This window comes from Actinomadura sp. BRA 177, assembly GCF_013372625.1.
GTDB lineage: Bacteria > Actinomycetota > Actinomycetes > Streptosporangiales > Streptosporangiaceae > Spirillospora.
The window spans coordinates 1-16,810 of record NZ_JABXFD010000556.1 but is presented as its reverse complement, the minus strand read 5'-3'; the positions used below and the strand labels follow the sequence as shown (position 1 = coordinate 16,810).

General features: G+C 70.0%; 17 protein-coding genes. 9 read left to right on the top strand and 8 right to left on the bottom strand.

Features of this window, described 5'->3' with window-relative positions; all coding sequences use genetic code 11:
* The coding region (locus tag HUX53_RS31580; RefSeq protein ID WP_176406867.1) for a response regulator transcription factor at nucleotides 1-261 on the bottom strand (261 nt) is incomplete at its 3' end.
* A 146-nt stretch (nucleotides 262-407) separates the two neighbouring features.
* Between HUX53_RS31580 and HUX53_RS31575 the strand changes: the two genes are divergently transcribed.
* Nucleotides 408-764 carry a VOC family protein gene (locus HUX53_RS31575; protein WP_176406866.1) on the top strand — a complete coding sequence of 119 codons (357 nt, stop codon included), beginning with the start codon at nucleotides 408-410 and terminating at the stop codon, nucleotides 762-764.
* A gap of 39 nt (nucleotides 765-803) precedes the next feature.
* Nucleotides 804-1,427: a glyoxalase gene (locus tag HUX53_RS31570; RefSeq protein ID WP_176406865.1), complete on the top strand. Its 624-nt coding sequence runs from the start codon at nucleotides 804-806 to the stop codon at nucleotides 1,425-1,427.
* A 29-nt stretch (nucleotides 1,428-1,456) separates the two neighbouring features.
* Here the strand turns inward: HUX53_RS31570 and HUX53_RS31565 are convergent, their stop codons facing one another.
* Nucleotides 1,457-2,677 carry an MFS transporter gene (locus tag HUX53_RS31565; RefSeq protein WP_176406864.1) on the bottom strand — a complete coding sequence of 407 codons (1,221 nt, stop codon included), beginning with the start codon at nucleotides 2,675-2,677 and terminating at the stop codon, nucleotides 1,457-1,459.
* 122 nt (nucleotides 2,678-2,799) lie between these two features.
* Here HUX53_RS31565 and HUX53_RS41805 point away from each other — a divergent pair, with 122 nt between their 5' ends.
* Nucleotides 2,800-4,254, top strand: coding sequence for an alpha/beta fold hydrolase (locus HUX53_RS41805; RefSeq protein ID WP_255205827.1), 1,455 nt, complete (start codon nucleotides 2,800-2,802; stop codon nucleotides 4,252-4,254).
* Entirely contained in the window at nucleotides 4,247-4,810 is a 564-nt protein-coding gene (locus HUX53_RS31550) for a TetR/AcrR family transcriptional regulator (protein ID WP_217920143.1), read from the top strand. The genes HUX53_RS41805 and HUX53_RS31550 overlap by 8 nt, the downstream gene beginning before the upstream one ends.
* 78 nt (nucleotides 4,811-4,888) lie before the next feature.
* On the opposite strand, the gene HUX53_RS31545 is transcribed toward HUX53_RS31550, so the two are convergent.
* Complete coding sequence (locus HUX53_RS31545; RefSeq protein WP_217920142.1) at nucleotides 4,889-5,521, bottom strand: dihydrofolate reductase family protein; 633 nt, start codon at nucleotides 5,519-5,521, stop codon at nucleotides 4,889-4,891.
* Between the two features lie 21 nt (nucleotides 5,522-5,542).
* Between HUX53_RS31545 and HUX53_RS31540 the strand changes: the two genes are divergently transcribed.
* The gene (locus HUX53_RS31540; protein ID WP_176406863.1) at nucleotides 5,543-6,112 is read left to right on the top strand and encodes a TetR/AcrR family transcriptional regulator; all 570 of its coding nucleotides are present in this window, start codon (nucleotides 5,543-5,545) and stop codon (nucleotides 6,110-6,112) included.
* A gap of 16 nt (nucleotides 6,113-6,128) precedes the next feature.
* Here HUX53_RS31540 and HUX53_RS31535 read toward each other — a convergent pair whose 3' ends face one another.
* The 4 genes from HUX53_RS31535 to HUX53_RS31520 are packed head-to-tail and all read right to left on the bottom strand — an operon-like array spanning nucleotide 6,129 to nucleotide 11,816.
* Nucleotides 6,129-7,388 carry an ABC transporter substrate-binding protein gene (locus HUX53_RS31535; RefSeq protein WP_176406862.1) on the bottom strand — a complete coding sequence of 420 codons (1,260 nt, stop codon included), beginning with the start codon at nucleotides 7,386-7,388 and terminating at the stop codon, nucleotides 6,129-6,131.
* Nucleotides 7,389-7,411: 23 nt separating this feature from the next.
* Complete coding sequence (locus HUX53_RS31530) at nucleotides 7,412-10,114, bottom strand: alpha-L-rhamnosidase (RefSeq protein WP_176406861.1); 2,703 nt, start codon at nucleotides 10,112-10,114, stop codon at nucleotides 7,412-7,414.
* The gene (locus tag HUX53_RS31525) at nucleotides 10,111-10,932 is read right to left on the bottom strand and encodes a carbohydrate ABC transporter permease (protein ID WP_176406860.1); all 822 of its coding nucleotides are present in this window, start codon (nucleotides 10,930-10,932) and stop codon (nucleotides 10,111-10,113) included. Before HUX53_RS31525 ends, HUX53_RS31530 begins: the two co-directional genes overlap by 4 nt.
* Complete coding sequence (locus HUX53_RS31520) at nucleotides 10,929-11,816, bottom strand: carbohydrate ABC transporter permease (protein WP_176406859.1); 888 nt, start codon at nucleotides 11,814-11,816, stop codon at nucleotides 10,929-10,931. Before HUX53_RS31520 ends, HUX53_RS31525 begins: the two co-directional genes overlap by 4 nt.
* Nucleotides 11,817-11,957: 141 nt before the next feature.
* On the opposite strand from HUX53_RS31520, the gene HUX53_RS31515 reads away from it, so the two are divergent.
* The 4 genes from HUX53_RS31515 (at nucleotide 11,958) to HUX53_RS40315 (ending at nucleotide 15,539) form a co-directional block, all read left to right on the top strand.
* Entirely contained in the window at nucleotides 11,958-12,872 is a 915-nt protein-coding gene (locus HUX53_RS31515) for an AraC family transcriptional regulator (protein WP_176406858.1), read from the top strand.
* Nucleotides 12,873-13,018: 146 nt separating this feature from the next.
* Entirely contained in the window at nucleotides 13,019-13,849 is an 831-nt protein-coding gene (locus HUX53_RS31510) for a peptidoglycan-binding protein (protein ID WP_176406857.1), read from the top strand.
* 40 nt (nucleotides 13,850-13,889) lie between these two features.
* Nucleotides 13,890-14,777: a peptidase inhibitor family I36 protein gene (locus HUX53_RS31505; RefSeq protein WP_176406856.1), complete on the top strand. Its 888-nt coding sequence runs from the start codon at nucleotides 13,890-13,892 to the stop codon at nucleotides 14,775-14,777.
* 36 nt (nucleotides 14,778-14,813) lie between these two features.
* Nucleotides 14,814-15,539 (top strand): peptidase inhibitor family I36 protein, encoded by a 726-nt coding sequence (locus HUX53_RS40315; protein ID WP_217920141.1) that lies wholly within the window; start codon nucleotides 14,814-14,816, stop codon nucleotides 15,537-15,539.
* 36 nt (nucleotides 15,540-15,575) lie between these two features.
* Here the strand turns inward: HUX53_RS40315 and HUX53_RS31490 are convergent, their stop codons facing one another.
* Nucleotides 15,576-16,502 carry an NBR1-Ig-like domain-containing protein gene (locus HUX53_RS31490; RefSeq protein WP_255205828.1) on the bottom strand — a complete coding sequence of 309 codons (927 nt, stop codon included), beginning with the start codon at nucleotides 16,500-16,502 and terminating at the stop codon, nucleotides 15,576-15,578.
* Nucleotides 16,503-16,810: the final 308 nt, after the last annotated feature.

Sequence of the window (16,810 nt, the reverse complement as noted above, 5' to 3'; positions counted from 1 at the left end):
GCACCGGCAGGTGACCGCGGCCGGCCCCGGCGGCGTGGGCAAGACGCGGCCCGCGCCGGCGGTGCGGCGGCTCGCGGCGGCCCGACCGGCGAGCGCCCGCCGGTCCGGGACGTCCAGCTTCCGCAGCAGCGCGGAGACGTGGCTCTCGGCGGTGCGGACGGAGATGAACAGCCGGGCCGCGATCTCGGCGTTGCTGAGATGGTCGCCGACCAGCTCCAGCACCTCGGCTTCCCGGGGCGAAATATCCACTGTCACGGCCACTGTCCCATTCTGTCGTACGCCCGCCGCATCGCGTTCCGTGCCCGCCGTCCGTAGCCGGTTCCGTAGTCGGTACGGATGCGGCCGGGGTGGGCCAGGAACGAGGCTATGAGCAGTTGGAACGACGGCCCACGAATCCAGGAGTGACCATGAGCGACTCCCCCGTCCAGGGGATCAGGACCGTGCTGCATCCCGTGCGCGACCTGGCGAAGGCCAAGGCGGTGTACGCCGCCCTCCTCGGCGAGGCGCCGCAGACCGACTCGTCCTACTACGTCGGTTTCGACGTCGGCGGCCAGCACATCGGGCTCGTCCCGGACGGCGGACCGCAGGGCATGACCTCGCCGGTGGCCTACTGGCACGTCCCGGACATCGAGGCGAAGCTCGCCGCGCTGACCGCCGCCGGCGCGTCCGTCAAGGAGGCCGCGCACGACGTCGGCGGCGGACGCCTGGTCGCCGCCGTCACCGACCCGGACGGCAACGTCCTCGGGCTGATCCAGGACCGCTGAGCACCACCGCCACCGCCACCAGACCAGAGAGCAGGCACCATGATCTCCTTCGAATCCGTCACCCTGGAAGTCTCCGACGCCGCGTCCGCGCAGGCCTTCTACGCGGCCTTCGGCCTCGCCCCCTACGTGAACGTCCGCGCCTCGGACGAGCCGACCACCGGCTTCCGCGGCTTCGCGCTGTCGCTCGTCGCGTCCCAGCCCGGCAACGTCGACGCCCTCGTCGCCGTCGCCGTCGACGCCGGCGCCACGGTGCTGAAGCCCGCCGCGAAGTCGTTCTGGGGCTACGGCGGCTTCGTCCAGGCCCCGGACGGGACGATCTTCAAGATCGCGTGCTCGAAGAAGAAGGACTCCGCGCCCGCCGCCGCCGAGTTCGACCAGGTCGCGCTGCTGCTGGGAGTCGCGGACGTGAAGGCGAGCAAGCGGTTCTACGTCGACCGCGGCCTGGCCGTCGGCAAGAGCTTCGGCGGCAAGTACGCCGAGTTCGACACCCCGTCGTCGCCGGTCACGCTGGCGCTCTACCCGCGCCGCGCCCTCGCCAAGGACACCGGCGTCCCCGAGGAGGGCACCGGCTCGCACCGGCTCGTGCTGGCCGGCGGCGGCGAGCCCTTCACCGACCCGGACGGGTACACGTGGGAGTCCGCACCCGCCCGCAGCCTGACTTGATCGCGCACGGGCCGGCCTGGGATTCCGCGTCACACCCGGGCCGGCTCGGGCATGTGCGCCCGCTTCGGCAGCAGCAGCGGGGTCGCGAGCAGGAGGACGCCGGAGACGGTGATCGCGGTGAGCGGGCCGGTGAGCGTCGCGAGCACGCCCCAGACCAGCATGAAGGCGGCCTGCGCGAGCCTGCTGCTGATACTCCACGCGCTGAGGACCTGCGCGACATGCCCGGCGGGCGCGCGTTGCAGGCGCTCGGTCGCGCTGATCGGATTGAAGACGCCCACGCTGACGATCAGCAGGGTCTCGACGGCGATCACCGTGAGGAGCCCGGGGACGCCGGGCCGGGTGAGCGCGAGCCCGAGCGGGAAGACCGAGCGCAGCCAGCCGGAGACGATCATGACGCGGTACCGGCCGTGGCGGGTGACGAGGCGCGCGGAGAGGCGGGCGCCGGCGAAGCCGCCGAGCGCCGGGACGCCGAAGGCGAGACCGTACTGCCAGGCGGAGAAGCCGTACCGGCCGAGCAGCAGGACGGCCATCAGCGGGCCGGTGGCCATGATCAGGCCGTTGACCGTCATGGCGTTGAGGAACAGGCTGCGCAGGACGCGGTCCTGGAAGATGGATCGCCAGCCGGTCAGCAGGTCGGTGGCGCGCCATCGCGTGACCGCGTCCCGCGGCGCCGCCGCGTCGCCGCCGCGGATGCGGAGGACGCCGAATGCGGAGAGCAGGTAGCTGAAGGCGTCGGCGGCGACGGTGACGACCGGGCCGAGCAGGCCGATGAGCGCTCCGCCGAGCGGTGGGCCAGCCGCGATCGCCACCCAGGTCGTCCCCTCGAACCTCCCATTCGCGGCGATGAGGTGGCGCGCGTCGACGAGGTGCTTCAGGTACGCGCCGGACGCGGCGGTGAACGCGATGCCCGCCGTTCCGGAGATGACCGAGACCGCCAGCAGCTGGCCGTACGAGAGCAGGCCCAGGAGGTAGGCGATCGGGACGCTCGCCATGGCCAGGAAGCGGATCAGATCCATCGCGATCATCACGGGGCGCTTGGCCCGGTGCTCGGTCCACGGCCCGAGCGGGACCGCGACGATCGCGGCGACGGCGAGGCCGGCGGCCTCCAGGAGCGAGACGGCGAAGGCCGGCGCGTCCAGCACCCGGACCGCGATGAGCGGGAATGCCCCGAAGGCGATCCACGTCCCGTAGGTGCTGACGGCGTAGGCCGACCACAGCCACCCGAAGTCGGACCCCAATCTGACGCGCACGCGACTCCTAGCGACAACCAGCGGTTTGGACGCTCGGATCACATCAGTCGCGGGAAAGCACGATCAAACAACCGATCCTCGGCGAGCCACAACGATCAGTTGTGCGCACCTAAGGTGACGCGATGGACACCGAGGCAGTGCGATCATTCGTCCGGGCGGCCGAGCTCGGGCAGTTGCAACATGCGGCCGACGAGCTGGGCGTGACGCAGCAGGCGGTCTCCAAGCGGATCGCCGCCCTGGAGCGCGCACTGGACGTCCGCCTGTTCACCCGGACCGCCCGAGGGGTTGAGCTGACCCTCGACGGCCAGGCGTTCCTCCCCCACGCGCGGAACATCGTCGCGAGTGCCGACCGCGCCGTCACCGCGGTCAGGCCGGGCTCCCGGGCCCTGCGGATCGACGTTCTCGGCCTGCGAAGCGCGCAGGCCGTCGTCCTGCACGAGTACTGGCGGTCGCATCCGGGCATCGACCTCGACGTGGTCACCCTCAGGGTCAACGACCCGCGCGTGGCGGTCGCCGCCATCGAGGCAGGCGATATCGACGCCACGTTCCGTACCGTCACCGACCCGGCCGCACTGCCGTCCGATCTTCGGATGATCCGCGCGTTCGACTCACCGCTGGAACTTCTCGTCGGCCCGAGACACCCGCTCGCCTCCGCGCGGCAACTGACGCCACCACAGCTGCGCAAGCACCGCATATGGGTGCCCGGCATCGCGCCCCAAAGCGAGTGGGCGGAGTTCTACGACGAACTCGCCACCGCCTTCGACCTGCGCATCGACGCGGCGGGCCCGCACTTCGGGGACGAGGTCCTCCTCGACACCCTCGCGGACTCCGCGAACGTGGCCACCCTCGTCGGCGCACGCGACCGGTACATCTGGCCGGCGAACAAGGTCGCCGCGGTCGACCTGCGCGGCCACGGTGAGTCCAGCATCGGCTGGCCCGAATGGAGCCGCACTGCCGTCGCTGGCGACCTGCTCGCCCTGATCCGCCACCTGGGCGGCCCTGCCGTCCTCGTCGGTCACTCGTTCGCCGGCGGCGCCGCCACGATCGCCACGGCGCAGGAGCCTTCGCTGGTCACGGCGGTCGTCGAACTGGGTCCGTTCACCCGTAAGCAGTCGGTCCGCCTCGGCGACCTGAAGGTGAAGCGCTACCGGCAGGGCATGCTGCGCCTGCTCGGCACGGCGATGTTCGGCAGCGTGCGGCTTTGGCGCTCCTACCTCGACGTGGCCTACCCCGGCACGAAGCCCGCCCACTGGGACGAACGGCTCGCCCGCATCGACTCCCTGATGCGCGAGCCGGGCCGTATGAAGGCCATGCAGGCCATGGGCCGCAGCGCACCGACCGACGCCGGCGAGCAACTCGGCAACGTCCGCTCCCCGGTCCTGGTGGTGATGGGCACGCTCGACCCCGACTGGGCCGACCCGCACGCCGAGGGTTCGGCGATCGTGGACGCCCTGCCGTCCGGCCTCGGCCGCCTGGAGATGATCGAGGGCGCCGGGCACTACCCGCACGACCAGTTCCCCGACCAGGTGGTCTCGCTCGTCCTCGCCTTCCTCCGCTCGGACGCCGCCCGTGCCTAGGGCCGGTCTGGACCCGGCGTCCGTGGTCGCGGCCGGCGCCGCCCTCGCCGACGAGGTGGGCCTCGCCAAACTGACCATGGGACTGCTCGCCGAACGGGTGGGCGTGCGCACCCCGTCCCTCTACAAACACGTGGGCGGCCAGGACGACCTCAACCGGCGCATCGCGGTCCTGGCGTTGAACGAGGCGGCCGACGCGGTCGGTGGCGCGATCCAGGGCTACGCGGGCCGCGACGCCCTGGCCGCCGCCGCCCGCGCCTTCCGCGCCTTCGTCCTGCAACACCCCGGCCGCTACGCCGCGACGATAGGCGTGGAACCGTCCGGCCCGGACGACCCGCTCGCCGTCGCGAGCCTGCGCCTGCTCGACGCGTTCACCGCCGTCCTGCACGGCTACGAGATCAAAGAATCCGACGTGAACCACGCCCTGCGCATGCTCCGCAGCCTCTGCCACGGCTTCGCCACATTGCAGGCCGCCAACGGCTTCCAGTGGAGCACCGACATCGACGAAAGCTTCGAGTGGCTGATCACCTTCGCCGACCGCGGCCTACGCACCCTCTAGCGACCGGACCGCTCAGCGAGCCAGTCCCGCGCGAAGGGCCTCCGAAAGCTCCGCCGGCCGACCGGTCGCAACGGCGTCCTACTCCCGAACCTGCCCCATCCCTTTCCTCGCCTCAGCGGGTCGGTCGTAGGTGAGGAATGCGGCGCCGCTGCCGAGCACGGTGTGGTCGGTCAGTTCCCAGGTGCGCGGGTCGAAGGCGGCCGTGTGGGAGAACAGCGGGATTCCGGTGCCGGTGGTCAGCGAGCCCACCTTGAGGATGAGCCGGTCGATCTCGCCGTACAGGGCGCCGGCGAGTTCGCCGCCGCCGATCAGCCAGATGTCCTTGCCGTCCTGGCGCTTGAGCTCGCGGACCTTCTCGGCGGGGTCGGTGGCGACGAGTTCGACGGCGGGGTCGGGACTTTTGGCGAGGGTCCGGGAGAAGACCAGGTGCCGCAGGTGCGGGTAGGCGTCGGTGATCCCGGCCTTCAGCCCGATCTCGTAGCTGCGGCGCCCTTCCAGGACGGTGTCGAAGCGGGTGCCCTCGGCGGTGACCGACAGCGCCGTCCGCGCCGGTCCGGGGAGGGTCTCGGGGTAGTTGGCCACCAGGTGCTCGATGTAGTCGGCGGAAATGGGCCAGAAGCCGTCGGGGCCGGTGGGGTCGGCGCCGTCCGGGCCGACGATGAAGCCGTCGAGGGTGGTGGCGATGTAGTACTGCACTTGCAGTGGTGTCAATCGTCCTTCGTGGAGGCCTCCATGCGGCAGAACCCGACCCGGCGCACCGCGCTCCTCGACGCCGCCATCGACGTCCTGGCCCGGGAGGGCTCGCGCGGCCTGACGCTGCGCGCGATCGATAAGCAGGCGGGCGTGCCCACCGGCACCGCCTCCAACTACTTCGCCAACCGGGACGAACTGCTCTCCCAGGTGATGCGCCGCACCCGCGAGCGCCTCACCCCCGATCCCGAGGCGCTCGCCGAGACCATGAAGCAGGCGCCGTCGCACGCACTGGTCGCCGAGCTGATGCGCCAGCTGCTGGCCCGGATGCGCGGCGACCGCGCCGGCAACCTGGCCATGCTGGAACTGCGCCTGGAGGCCACCCGCCGCGCCGCCCTGAACGCCGAGCTCAGCGGCTTCCTCACCGAGGAGCACCGGGAAGTCGTCGACTACCACGTGAACGCGGACCTGCCCGGCGACCGCACCGGCGTCGCCCTGCTCTACCTCGCCATGTCCGGACTGATCATGGACGACCTCACCGCCCCCGCCCTCCTGGAGTCCTACTCGACCGACGACCTCATCGAGCGGATGGTGAACCGCCTCCTCCCCTGACCCCGCCGCCGGCGCTTCACTTCTCCTTGTAGGCCTCGTCCATCTGCTTCAGGACCTCGGCGGGGCCGGCCTTGCCGGCGAACATGTCCTGGACGCCGGTGAAGTGGGCCTGCTGCACCTTCGGGTTGGGCCAGAGCTGGTCCATGAACGGGACGGTCTTGCCGGCCTTCTGGAAATCGACCAGCGGCTGGAGAGTGGGGTCGAGCTTGAACTGGTCGTTGGGAATGGACGGCAGGTTCCCGGTGGCGTTCGCGTAGAGGTTCATGGCCTCCGGGGTGGCGAGGAAGTCGATGAACTTTCCGGCCAGGTCGGGGTTCTTGGCCTTGGCGTTCAGCGCGAAGGCGCCTCCGGCCGCGCCGGGCATGCGGGTCTGGCCCGGGTCGTCGGTCGCGGGGACGGGGAACAGCCCGAACTCGGTCCCCTGCGGGGCTTCGGACTTGACCTGGTTGAGGGTGGAGGTCACCTGGATCGCGGCGACCGCGTCGCCCTTGGCCAGTTGTGACACCGACGTCTCGAACGAGGTGCCGAGCGGGTCCTTGGAGAAGCAGCCGCGCTCGTCCATCTCCAGGTACTTGTCCAGGGCGGTCTTCCAGCCGGAGCCGGCGAAGGTGGCCGTCCCGTCCTTCATCCGCTGGTCGAAGTCGGGGTTGGACGCGTAGACGGTGGTCGGGACGAGGGCGTAGTCGACGAGCTGGGTGACCCAGTCGGTCTGGTTGCCGAGCGCGAAGGCGACCTTGCCCTTCGACTTGGCCGTGTCGCAGAACGCCAGCAGGTCGCTCCAGGTCTTCGGCGGCTCGGCGCCCACCTCCTGCATGGCCTTGGCGTTGTAGAGGCCGCCGATGCCGACGAACGTGAGCGGCACGATGTAGGTCTTGCCGCCGACCTGGGTGACCGGCTTGATGCCGGACGGGATCTTCGACGTCCAGGAGCGTCCGGACAGGTCGGCGAGGTAGCCGGTGGGGGCGAGCACCTCGATGGCGCCGGGGTTGCCGTTGCCTGGCCAGGCGAAGAACACGTCGGGCGCCGTCCCCGAGGACAGCTGCGTGCGCAACGTCCTCTGGTACTGGTCGGTGTCGGAATAGGAGGTGGTGAACTCCACGCCGGGGTTCTTGGCCTTGAACGCCTTCAGCACGGCCTCGGTCCCGGCGCGGTCGGTGGCCACCGCGGCGACGCGCAGGGTGTCCGAGCCACCGGAGGCGCCGGTGCCGCTGCTGCACGCGCTGATGACGAGTGCGCCCGCGGCCAGGGTCGCGGTGAGCTGGTGGATGGGACGCATGGACTCCTCCTCGGAGGGGGTGGTCAGCGCCGTGGAGGCGCGGCGCTGAAGTGGTAGGTGCCGGAGGTCAGCCGCACGACGAGTTCCGCCGGACGGCTGTCGAGGACGGTGCTTCCGGGCAGGTCCGCTCCGCCTTCGCGGACGCCGGCCGGGTCGGCGGTGGGGATGTGCAGGGTGGCCTCGGCCCCCGGAGGCACCGTCACGTCGATAAGGAGTTCCTCGTGCAGCGACCAGCCGCAGGTGACCTGGCCCAGTGGGGTCTCCTGCCGGGCGCGGGCCCAGCTGAGCCGTCCGCCGACGGCCGGGCGAAGCAGCAGGTCGCGGAAGGCGGTGGAATCGGGCGCCTGGTCGATGCCGGCGACGCCGCCGTAGAGCCAGTCGCCGACCGAGCCGAGGCTGTAGTGGTTGAAGGAGTTCATGGCGGGCGACTGGAATCCGTGCTCCTCGGTCCAGCCGTCCCAGCGCTCCCAGATCGTGGTGGCGCCGTGCCGGATGGAGTGGCCCCAGGACGGATAGGTGTCCTGGTGCAGCAGCGCGTAGGCGAGGTCGGCCCGGCCGTGCTCGGCGAGGACGGGGCACAGCAGCGCCACGCCCGCGAAGCCGGTGGTGAGATGCCGGCCGCGGGCCTCGATGTCGGCGGCCAGGTGGCGGACGGCGGCGGGTACCAGCCGTTCGGGCAGCAACCCGAACGCCAGGGCGAGCAGGTAGCCGGTCTGGGTCCCCGCCTGCACCCGCCCATCGGACGGGTCCACGAACGCCGCCACGAACGCGTCCCGGATGGCAGCGTGCAGGGCCGTGTAGCGCTTGGCGTCGCCGTGCTCGCCCAGCACCTCGGCCGCCCGCGCGACGAGTTGCGCGCTGCGGGCGAAGTAGGCGGTGGCGAGCAGGTCGCGCGGAGTCTCGACGTCCACCTGGAGCCAGTCCCCGTAGTGGTTGCCGACGCGGTGCCGCCACACGAAGCCGGGGTTGTGGCGGTGGACGTGCTCTACCCATGCGGCCATGGCGGCGTACGAGTCCGTCAGGACGCGGCGGTCGCCGTAGGCGCGGTAGAGGTGCCAGGGGATGATGACGCCGCCGTCGCCCCACGCCGGCGCGCCCTCCCGTTCGACGCACAGCTTCGGTGCGACGTCGGGGAACGCGCCGTCCGCGTCCTGGCCGTCGACCACGTCGCGCATCCAGCGGGCGAAGAACGCCGACACATCGGCATTGCGGCAGGCGGTCGGCAGGAACACCTGCGCGTCGGCGAGCCAGCCGAGCCGCTCGTCGCGCTGCGGGCAGTCGGTGGGGATGGACACGAAGTTGCCCCGCTGGCTCCAGCGGATGTTGGCGTGCAGCCGGTTCACGGTCTCGTCCGAGCAGGCGAATTCGCCCGTCCAGGGCAGGTCGGTGTGCATGACCTGGCCGGTGACGTCCTCGGGGCGCAGTTCGCCGGGGTATCCGGTGATCTCGGCGTACCGGAATCCGTGGAAGGTGAAGCTCGGCTCGAACCACTCCACCGGGTCGCCAGCGGCGACGTACACGTCGGTGGCCTCGGCCGTCCGCAGGTTGGCCACGTACAGTTCCCCGTCGCTCAGCATCTCGGCGTGCCGCAACCGGATGCGATCGCCACGCTTCGCGTCCCGGACGGTCAGCTTCACCCGGCCCACCATGTTCTGGCCGAAGTCGACGATGAGGTGCCCGCCGGGGCGGCGCGTCACGGAACGGACGGGAAGCTCCTGCGTCACCCGCACGGGACGATCGGCGGCGCCGTGCAGCGTCCGGGTGGAACGGTCGAGTACCGCCGCATCGCGCCAATCGCCGTCGTCGTAGGCGGGGGTGTCCCACCCTGGAAGGGCGTCGCGGGCGTCGACGTACTCGCCCATGAGCAGGTCGGCGTATTTGATCGCGCCGGAGCATTCCCGCCAGCCCTCGCCGGTGCCGATCCAGCGTCGTGAGCCGTCGGCGAAATCCAGCAGGACCTGGACGATGGCCTGCGGCGCGTCACCGTAATGCAGTGCTTGACGGCGTGGGTCGAACCCGACGTATCCGCTCCACCAGCCGTCAGCGAGGACGACGCCCAGCACGTTCTCGCGCGCGCGCAGCAGATCGGTCACGTCGTAGGTCTGGTACAGCACCCGCCGGCGGTACTCGGTCCAGCCCGGCGCCAACTCGGCGTCCCCGACCCGGTCGCCGTTCAGCCTCAACTGGTAGACGCCGCGGGCGCTGGCGTAGACGCGGGCCCGAACTGGTCGGCGTCCGTCCAGGTCGAACGAATGCCGCAGGTGGGAGCACGGCTGCAGGAGTTTCGTGCGGTCGGTGCGGTCGCCGCCTGCGGGCGGGTCCGTCACGGGCGCCGCCTCTGCGTCCCGTCCGATCCACGACGCGCGCCATTCGTCGGGGCGCATCAGACCGGTCTCGAACCACGACCGCGCCCGGCCCGCACGCTCGCCTTCGCCGTCCCACACTTCGACGCGCCAGTGGTAGCGCGTGGACGGCTGCAGCGGCGGCCCGTCGAAGTCGACGAGCACACCGTCGGACGATTCGCGGCGACCGGTGTCCCAGAGCAGGCGGCGGTCGTCATCGAGGTCGTCGGGGTCGAGCGCCACCGTGAGGCGGTAGGCGGTCTGCGCGTCGCCCCTGCGGCCCGAGCGCAGCTTCCAGGAGAGCCGGGGGGACGGCTCGTCCAAGCCCAGCGGCGTCTCCAGGTGCTCGCAGGTGAGCCCGTACGGTTCCAAAGCGGCGGTCATCCTTTCAATCCTCCGGCGAAGCCCTTGATGATGTGGCGCTGCATGAGGAAATAGACGGTGAGGATCGGCAGCATCGCGATGACGAGCCCGGCGAACACCAGGTTCCATTGCGAGACGTACTGGCCGATGAATCCGAAAATGGCGACCGGAATCGTTTGCCTGTCGCTGCCGCTGAGATAGAGGAACGGCGTGAGGAAGTCGTTCCACACGAAGATCGCGTTCAGGATCACGACCGTTCCCGTGATGGGACGCAGCAGCGGGAAGATGACCCGCCAGAAGACCTGAATGGGCCTGGCGCCGTCGATGAGCGCCGCCTCCTCGTATTCGCGGGGGACGACCCGAAGGAAACCGAGATACAGGAAGGTCGCGAACGGCACCTGCAGACCGCTGTAGAACAGCACCAGTGACCACAGCGTGCCCAACAGGTGCAGATCCCGGATGGTCTGGTACAGCGGCAGCAGCGCCAACTGGAATGGCAGCAGCAGCCCGAGCATGATCAGCAGGAACGTCCACCGGGACCAGCGCGCCGTCACCCTGGCCAGCGGGTAGGCCGCCATCGCCGAGACGGCCACGATGATCGCCACACTGAGCACGGTGACCACCACGCTGTTGACGATCGCGCCCGCCAGGCCGGCGTCCCGCCAGGCGTCGGCGTAGTTGCGCAGCGTCGGCGAGGTCGTCGGCACGATGACGGACGTGCCGTCGCGCGGATCCCGCAACGACAGGTTGACCAGCACGTAGAGCGGGAACGCCACCACCGCCGTGACCGCGATCATCGCGATCTCGCGGAGCAGGGTGCCGGGACGGTAGCGGTTCACCGGGCCGCCCCCTCCTGCCGGCGCAGCAGCCGGTACTGGCCGCTGGAGATCACCGCGACGAAGACCGTCAGCACGATCGCCATGGCCACGCTGTAACCGAACTCGTTGAACTGGAAGGCGTTCTTGTAGATCAGCGTCGACAGCGTCTCGGTGGAGGTGCCGGGGCCGCCGCCCGTCAGCACCCAGACCTGGTCGAACAGCTTCAGCCCGCCGATGACCGACAGCATCAGGTTGATCGTCATGGCGGGCGCCAGTAGCGGCAGCACCACGTGCCGGAACCGCCGCCACCCGGTCGCACCGTTCACCGCGGCGGCCTCGTACACCTCCCGCGGGATCGCCTGCAGCCCCGCCAGGAAGATCACCATCGAGTAGCCGGCGAACTGCCAGACGATGACGCCGATCACGCTGCACAGCGCGAGGGTCGGATCGCCCAGCCAGTTCCGCTGCCACCCGTCCGGGCCGACCGCGGCGATCAGGCCGTTCAGCGCGCCCTCGGGCGCCAGCATGTACTTCCACAGCGCCGCGGTGACGACCGGCGTCAGCACCGCCGGGGCGAACAGCAGCACGCGCAGCACGTTGCGGCTCCTGATCCGGCTGTGCACACCGAGCGCGAACGCCAGCCCGACGGCGTTCTGGATCACCGTGACGGCGCCCGCGATGATGAGCGTCTGCCGCAGCCCCTGCCGCGCGACCGGGTCCGCCACCAGCTCGCGGAAGTTGTCCAACCCCACGAAATTGCTGACCGGGCCCAGCCCGTCCCAGTCGGTGAACGCGAACGCCGCCCCCTGGACGCTCGGAACCAGGACCACGAAGCCGTACAGCCCCAGCGCCGGAACCAGGAACCAGGCCGGTGCACGCCGCGGCCCGCCGAACCTTTGCGCCATCGGCGTCCTCCCTCATGGGTGCGGGGAACCAGGTGGCGGTCTAGGCACGGATCTTGAAGGACGGCGGCCCGTCCCGATAGCCCGATGCGGGCCTGCGGTAGCACGATGTTGGCTTTCCTGGTCCGGCGCTACAGTGCGCCCATGAACGCAGCGCCTGTTGAAACGCCTGTTCAGGAGGTCAAGGGCCTGGCGTACATCACCGACGGGTCACTCGCCTACGCCGGGCACCACCTCCACGAGGTGGGCCATCCCGTCCACACGCACAGCTTCGTCGAGGTCGCCGTCGTGACCGGCGGGCAGGGGACGCACAAGTCCCTCACGGGCTGCCGGAGCCTGCAGGTCGGGGACGCCATCGTGCTTCGTCCCGGCGTCTGGCACGGCTACGAGGACTGCCGCGGACTCGACCTGTACAACTGCTGCTTCAGCACCGAACTCCTCCAGCGGGAACTCGCCTGGACCCGCGAGGACCCCCTCCTCGGCTACCTGCTCTGGGCCGGCCCCAACTCCATGCAGCGCCGCGGGATGCTGACCACCCGCCTGGCCCCCGAAGCGCTCAGAGAATGCGTCGTCCATCTCGACGGTCTGGCCGGGTTGAGAGGCCGCTCAGTGCTCCAGCACCGGGCCGACATCATCGGACGGCTCTCACTGTTCCTGGGCTATCTCGCCAGAGCCGTCGCCACCGACCGCGGGGAAGCTTCCGGAAGTGAGGCGCGCACCCATCCGGCCGTCCTGGACGCCATGCGCCTCCTGGAATCGCGGCTCGCCCACAAATGGACCCTCAACGAACTGGCCGACGAGCTGCACCTCACCCCTCGCTATGTCGTCCGCCTGTTCCGGGCGGCCACCGGGCTGCCGCCCATGGCCTACCTGGCCCAGCACCGCGTCGAGAAGGCGGCCTTTCTGCTGCTGCACACCGACCAGCCGATCACCCAGATCGGCCGCGCCGTGGGCTGGGCGGACCAGAACTACTTCGCCCGGCGCTTCAAGGCCCACTACGGCCTTCCCGCCACCACCTACCGGCGACGCTTCACGCACAACACGTCAGTCCTGCTGTAGGAGCGGGTGTCAGACGGTGTCCGGCTGTACGGGTGTGGTGTGCGTACAGGCTGACAACAGGGATCTTCTTGTGGACACCTGAGTGATCGGTGACGGTGGTCTCCGCCGCGGGGTTCGTCTCCCAGCCCCCGCTCTCAGGAGATCATATGAAGTTGCCCTCGTATGTCGCCGCGCTCGTCGCGGCCGCCCTGCTCGCTTCTGCTGGAACGTCCGGGACGCCGGCGCGGGCGACCGCTCTTCCGAGCGTGAACATGGAGGCCACCGTCAAGGCGGCCCAGATCGACCCGCGGCGGGCCGACGACACGCTGACCCCGGGCGCCAAGGCCAGCGTGCTGCTCGTGGAGCGGGCGCTGCGCGACCGGCAGCTGCTGGACGCGCAGTGGGTGGACGGCTACTTCGGCACCACGACGATCGCCGCCTACGCGAAGTACCAGAAGTCGCTCGGCTACACCGGTCTCGACGCCAACGGGCTGCCGGGCAAGACGTCGCTCACCAAGCTCGGCGCCGGCCGGTTCACGGTCACGCACGTCATCGGGCCGGGTGCGCGGGTGTCCAGCGGCGGGGTCGTCATCAACACCCGGACGCGGGACATGCTCGCCGAGGCGGAGCGGCTGCTCGGCCGGAAACTCGTCCTGGACCAGGGGTCGTACAACCCCGGCGGCGACCCCACGTCCGCGGGCACCCATGACGGCGGCGGCGTCGTCGACATCTCGGTCAAGGGGATGAGCGCCGCCACCCGCACCACGGTCGCCCGCGCGCTGCGCCGTGTCGGCTTCGCGGCGTGGGTGCGCAGCCCCAGCCAGGGCGACTGGCCGTGGCACATCCACGCCGCCGCGATCAGCGACACCGATCTGTCCAGCCAGGCCCAGCACCAGACCGGTGACTACTACCTCGGCCTGAACGGGCTCGCCAACCGTAATGCGGACGACGGCCCGAAGGTGACCATCCGCACCTGGGAGGAGTACCAGCGCCGCTGACCCCCGCAAAACCAGGATTCGCGAACAGAAGGAGAAACGCATGAGCACGCTCAGCAAGATTTTCACCGCGACGACCGCCGCCATTGCGCTCGGCGGGGCGGCGGCCGCCCTCGCATCACCCGCCTCGGCGGCGTCCCGGAACGGCGTCTGCGAAAGCGGCGAGTTCTGCTACTACTACAACAGCAACAACGCCGGATCGGTCTCCGACTTCACGGGCTCGGTCGCCAACTACGGCACCGAACAGCCGTCCTGCTACGACTTCAAGGGGCCGGGCAACGGCAAGGGCCTGTGCATCAAGAACGAGGCCGCGTCGGTCTGGAACCGCAGCAGCAAAACGGTCCGCGTCTACTACAACAGCAACTACGGCGGCACGTACCAGGACTTCAAGGCCGGAGCCAAGGGCAACCTGAACTCCAGCCTGAAGAACCAGAACGCCTCGCACCAGTTCTCGCCGTCGACGCGCACGAACATGTCATACGCGCTGTACAAGGCGAGCGGCGGCGGCATCACCTGCGGCTTCGACGGCTACACCACCACCCCCGGACGGCATGAGGGCATCGACATCGCCCGCGGCGTCGGCTCGGACGTGCACGCCCTGGTCAGCGGCCAGATCACCTACATCGCGCGCGGGCACACCGGCAGCTCCGGGCTGTCCACGATCGCCGTCTACAACTCGGCGGCGAACAAGACGGTCATCTACCTGCACTCCGCGCCGCGCTCCTCGCTGAGCGTCGGCCAGTCGATCAGCCGCGGCCAGACCATCGCGGACGAGTCGTGGCACGGGGTGTCGTCCAGCTCCGCCGCGCACACCCACGTCGAGATGCGTCCCGGACGGCAGACGCACGCGTCCAAGAGCGTCAACGACCCGGTCCTGAACAACCCGAACCCGACCTCGTTCTGGCACTCCCAGGGCTACAACGTCCGCTAGCGCGCTGCGGCCTCCCCCCACCAGAGGAAGACGACTGTGTCGACACGAACTGCACGGCTGGTCGCGCGGCTCACCGCGGCGACCGCCGCGATGGCGCTCGGCGGGGCGGTGCTCCTCCCGGCATCACCCGCCTCCGCCGCGAGTCGCAACGGCGTGTGCGAGAGCGGCGAGTTCTGCTACTACTACAACAGCAACAACGCCGGATCGGTCTCCGACTTCACCGGATCGATCGCCGACTACGGCACCACCCAGCCGTCCTGCTACGACTTCAAAGGCACGGGCAACGGCAAGGGAAAGTGCATCAAGAACGAGGCCGCCTCGGTCTGGAACCGCAGCAGCAAAACGGTCCGGGTCTACTACAACAGCAACTACGGCGGCACCTACCAGGACTTCAAGGCCGGCGCCAAGGGCAACCTGAACTCCAGCCTGAAGAACCAGAACGCCTCGCACAAGTTCCTGAGCTCCGCGACCGGCTGCAAGACCGACGGGACGAACAGCAAACTGCCCACGACGATCCTGGTGTACCGGGTCTCCCTCAACCGCGTGGACCGGGTGTCGTTCAAGACCTACGTCAAGAACGTCCTGCCCAACGAGTGGATAACGAGCTGGCCGAGTGAGTCCCTGAAGGCCGGCGCGATGGCCGTCAAGAGCTACGGCTGGTACTGGGCGCTGCACTCGACGCGCAAGACGTCCGACGGCCGGTGCTTCGACGTCTACGACACCACGTCGAGCCAGGTGTACAAGCCCGGCTCCGCCTCCTGACGCCTGGTTCCCCGCCGTGCCCGTCGCGGCGGGGAACTAGCGTCCCCCGACGATGACCTGGAAGTTCACCGGACGGTTTCCGGGGAACGCGACCTTCCCCGCGGCGTCCACCATCTTGAACCGCACGTAACACAGGCCCGGCTTCTTCGGCGTGGTGATATCCGTGCGAATATCGACCATCTTTCCCGGTGGCGTATCGTCGATCGGCACCTCGGAAATGGTTTGGCATTGGTCGGCCTGCTGCGGAAGGTCGAGCCGCCGCAGCGTATACCCTTCCCACGGCACTTTCCCGGCGTTCTTGAGCCGCCACACCTTGGTAATGGTCTTGCCGCCCTCAACGCTTGTGCAGTCGGGCAGCGTGATGTCCGCGATGAATGCAGCCGCATCGCCCTTGTGCGTGGGCAGAGCCGGCGGCGGATTGGTCGCCTGCACCGGGCAATCGGCCGGAGTCAACGCCGCCTTCGACTGACCACCGGACGGCTTCACTCCATCCCGCCCAGACCCACGATTGACGGCGACCACGACGACCACCACCCCGACTCCAACGACCGCCAGCGCAACCGCAGCCGTCCGGAACCGTCGCCGCCCCGCCGGCGCGGGTAAGCCCTCCGCGATCTCCTCGGACGGCGATGCCCCGCCCTCCGGCGGCCCGATGGCGATGTGCATGGCGTCCCGCTCGCCGGCGCTCGCGGCGGGGGCGGCGACGCCCACCGACCTGACCGCCCGGTTCGCCGCCTCCCAGCGGTCCCGGTACGCGGCCGGGTCCGCACCGCACGCCTTGACGAACTCGGCGGTGGTCCCCCAGCTCGGCAGCCGGTTGCCCTTCGTGGCCTCATGCAACGTCGTGTGCGAGATCGCCCCCGACCGCCCGGCCATCTCCCGGAAGGGCGGGTTACCGACCGATTTGCGCAGTTCCCGGAGGTCCGCCGCAAATTCCGCGATCACCGCCGCCTGTGCACGCATGTCGTCCACCGGCCGAAGCTAACAGCGCCCCCACCCTCCACTCAAGCGCGAACCCGTTTACCAGGCGGGCCGGGCATTCCCGGCCACCTCAAGATCATCAGGGCTGCTACGCGCCCGCGTGAATGTGCGCAGCCCACAGCGACGGAGTGATTGGGTAGATATCCCGTACGGCACGCACGGCGTAAGCATTCAGCGCAGGCGCTTTGAGGCATGGCGAGATGGCGTTGCGTGAGCGCAACGCGGATGGGTGTTCAGGCGGTGGCCGGGTCGGGTGGCATCCAGGGCCGGCCCAGGAGGGCGTCGCGGGT

Excerpts from the sequence above, each read along its gene's own strand:
- HUX53_RS41805 (WP_255205827.1), top strand. The coding sequence starts at position 2,800 with ATGGACACCGAGGCAGTGCGATCATTCGTCCGGGCGGCCGAGCTCGGG.
- HUX53_RS31540 (WP_176406863.1), top strand. The coding sequence starts at position 5,543 with ATGCGGCAGAACCCGACCCGGCGCACCGCGCTCCTCGACGCCGCCATC.
- HUX53_RS31490 (WP_255205828.1), bottom strand. The coding sequence starts at position 16,502 with ATGCGTGCACAGGCGGCGGTGATCGCGGAATTTGCGGCGGACCTCCGG.
- HUX53_RS31510 (WP_176406857.1), top strand. The coding sequence starts at position 13,019 with ATGAAGTTGCCCTCGTATGTCGCCGCGCTCGTCGCGGCCGCCCTGCTC.
- HUX53_RS31520 (WP_176406859.1), bottom strand. The coding sequence starts at position 11,816 with ATGGCGCAAAGGTTCGGCGGGCCGCGGCGTGCACCGGCCTGGTTCCTG.
- HUX53_RS31570 (WP_176406865.1), top strand. The coding sequence starts at position 804 with ATGATCTCCTTCGAATCCGTCACCCTGGAAGTCTCCGACGCCGCGTCC.
- HUX53_RS31515 (WP_176406858.1), top strand. The coding sequence starts at position 11,958 with ATGAACGCAGCGCCTGTTGAAACGCCTGTTCAGGAGGTCAAGGGCCTG.
- HUX53_RS31530 (WP_176406861.1), bottom strand. The coding sequence starts at position 10,114 with ATGACCGCCGCTTTGGAACCGTACGGGCTCACCTGCGAGCACCTGGAG.
- HUX53_RS31575 (WP_176406866.1), top strand. The coding sequence starts at position 408 with ATGAGCGACTCCCCCGTCCAGGGGATCAGGACCGTGCTGCATCCCGTG.
- HUX53_RS31535 (WP_176406862.1), bottom strand. The coding sequence starts at position 7,388 with ATGCGTCCCATCCACCAGCTCACCGCGACCCTGGCCGCGGGCGCACTC.
- HUX53_RS31505 (WP_176406856.1), top strand. The coding sequence starts at position 13,890 with ATGAGCACGCTCAGCAAGATTTTCACCGCGACGACCGCCGCCATTGCG.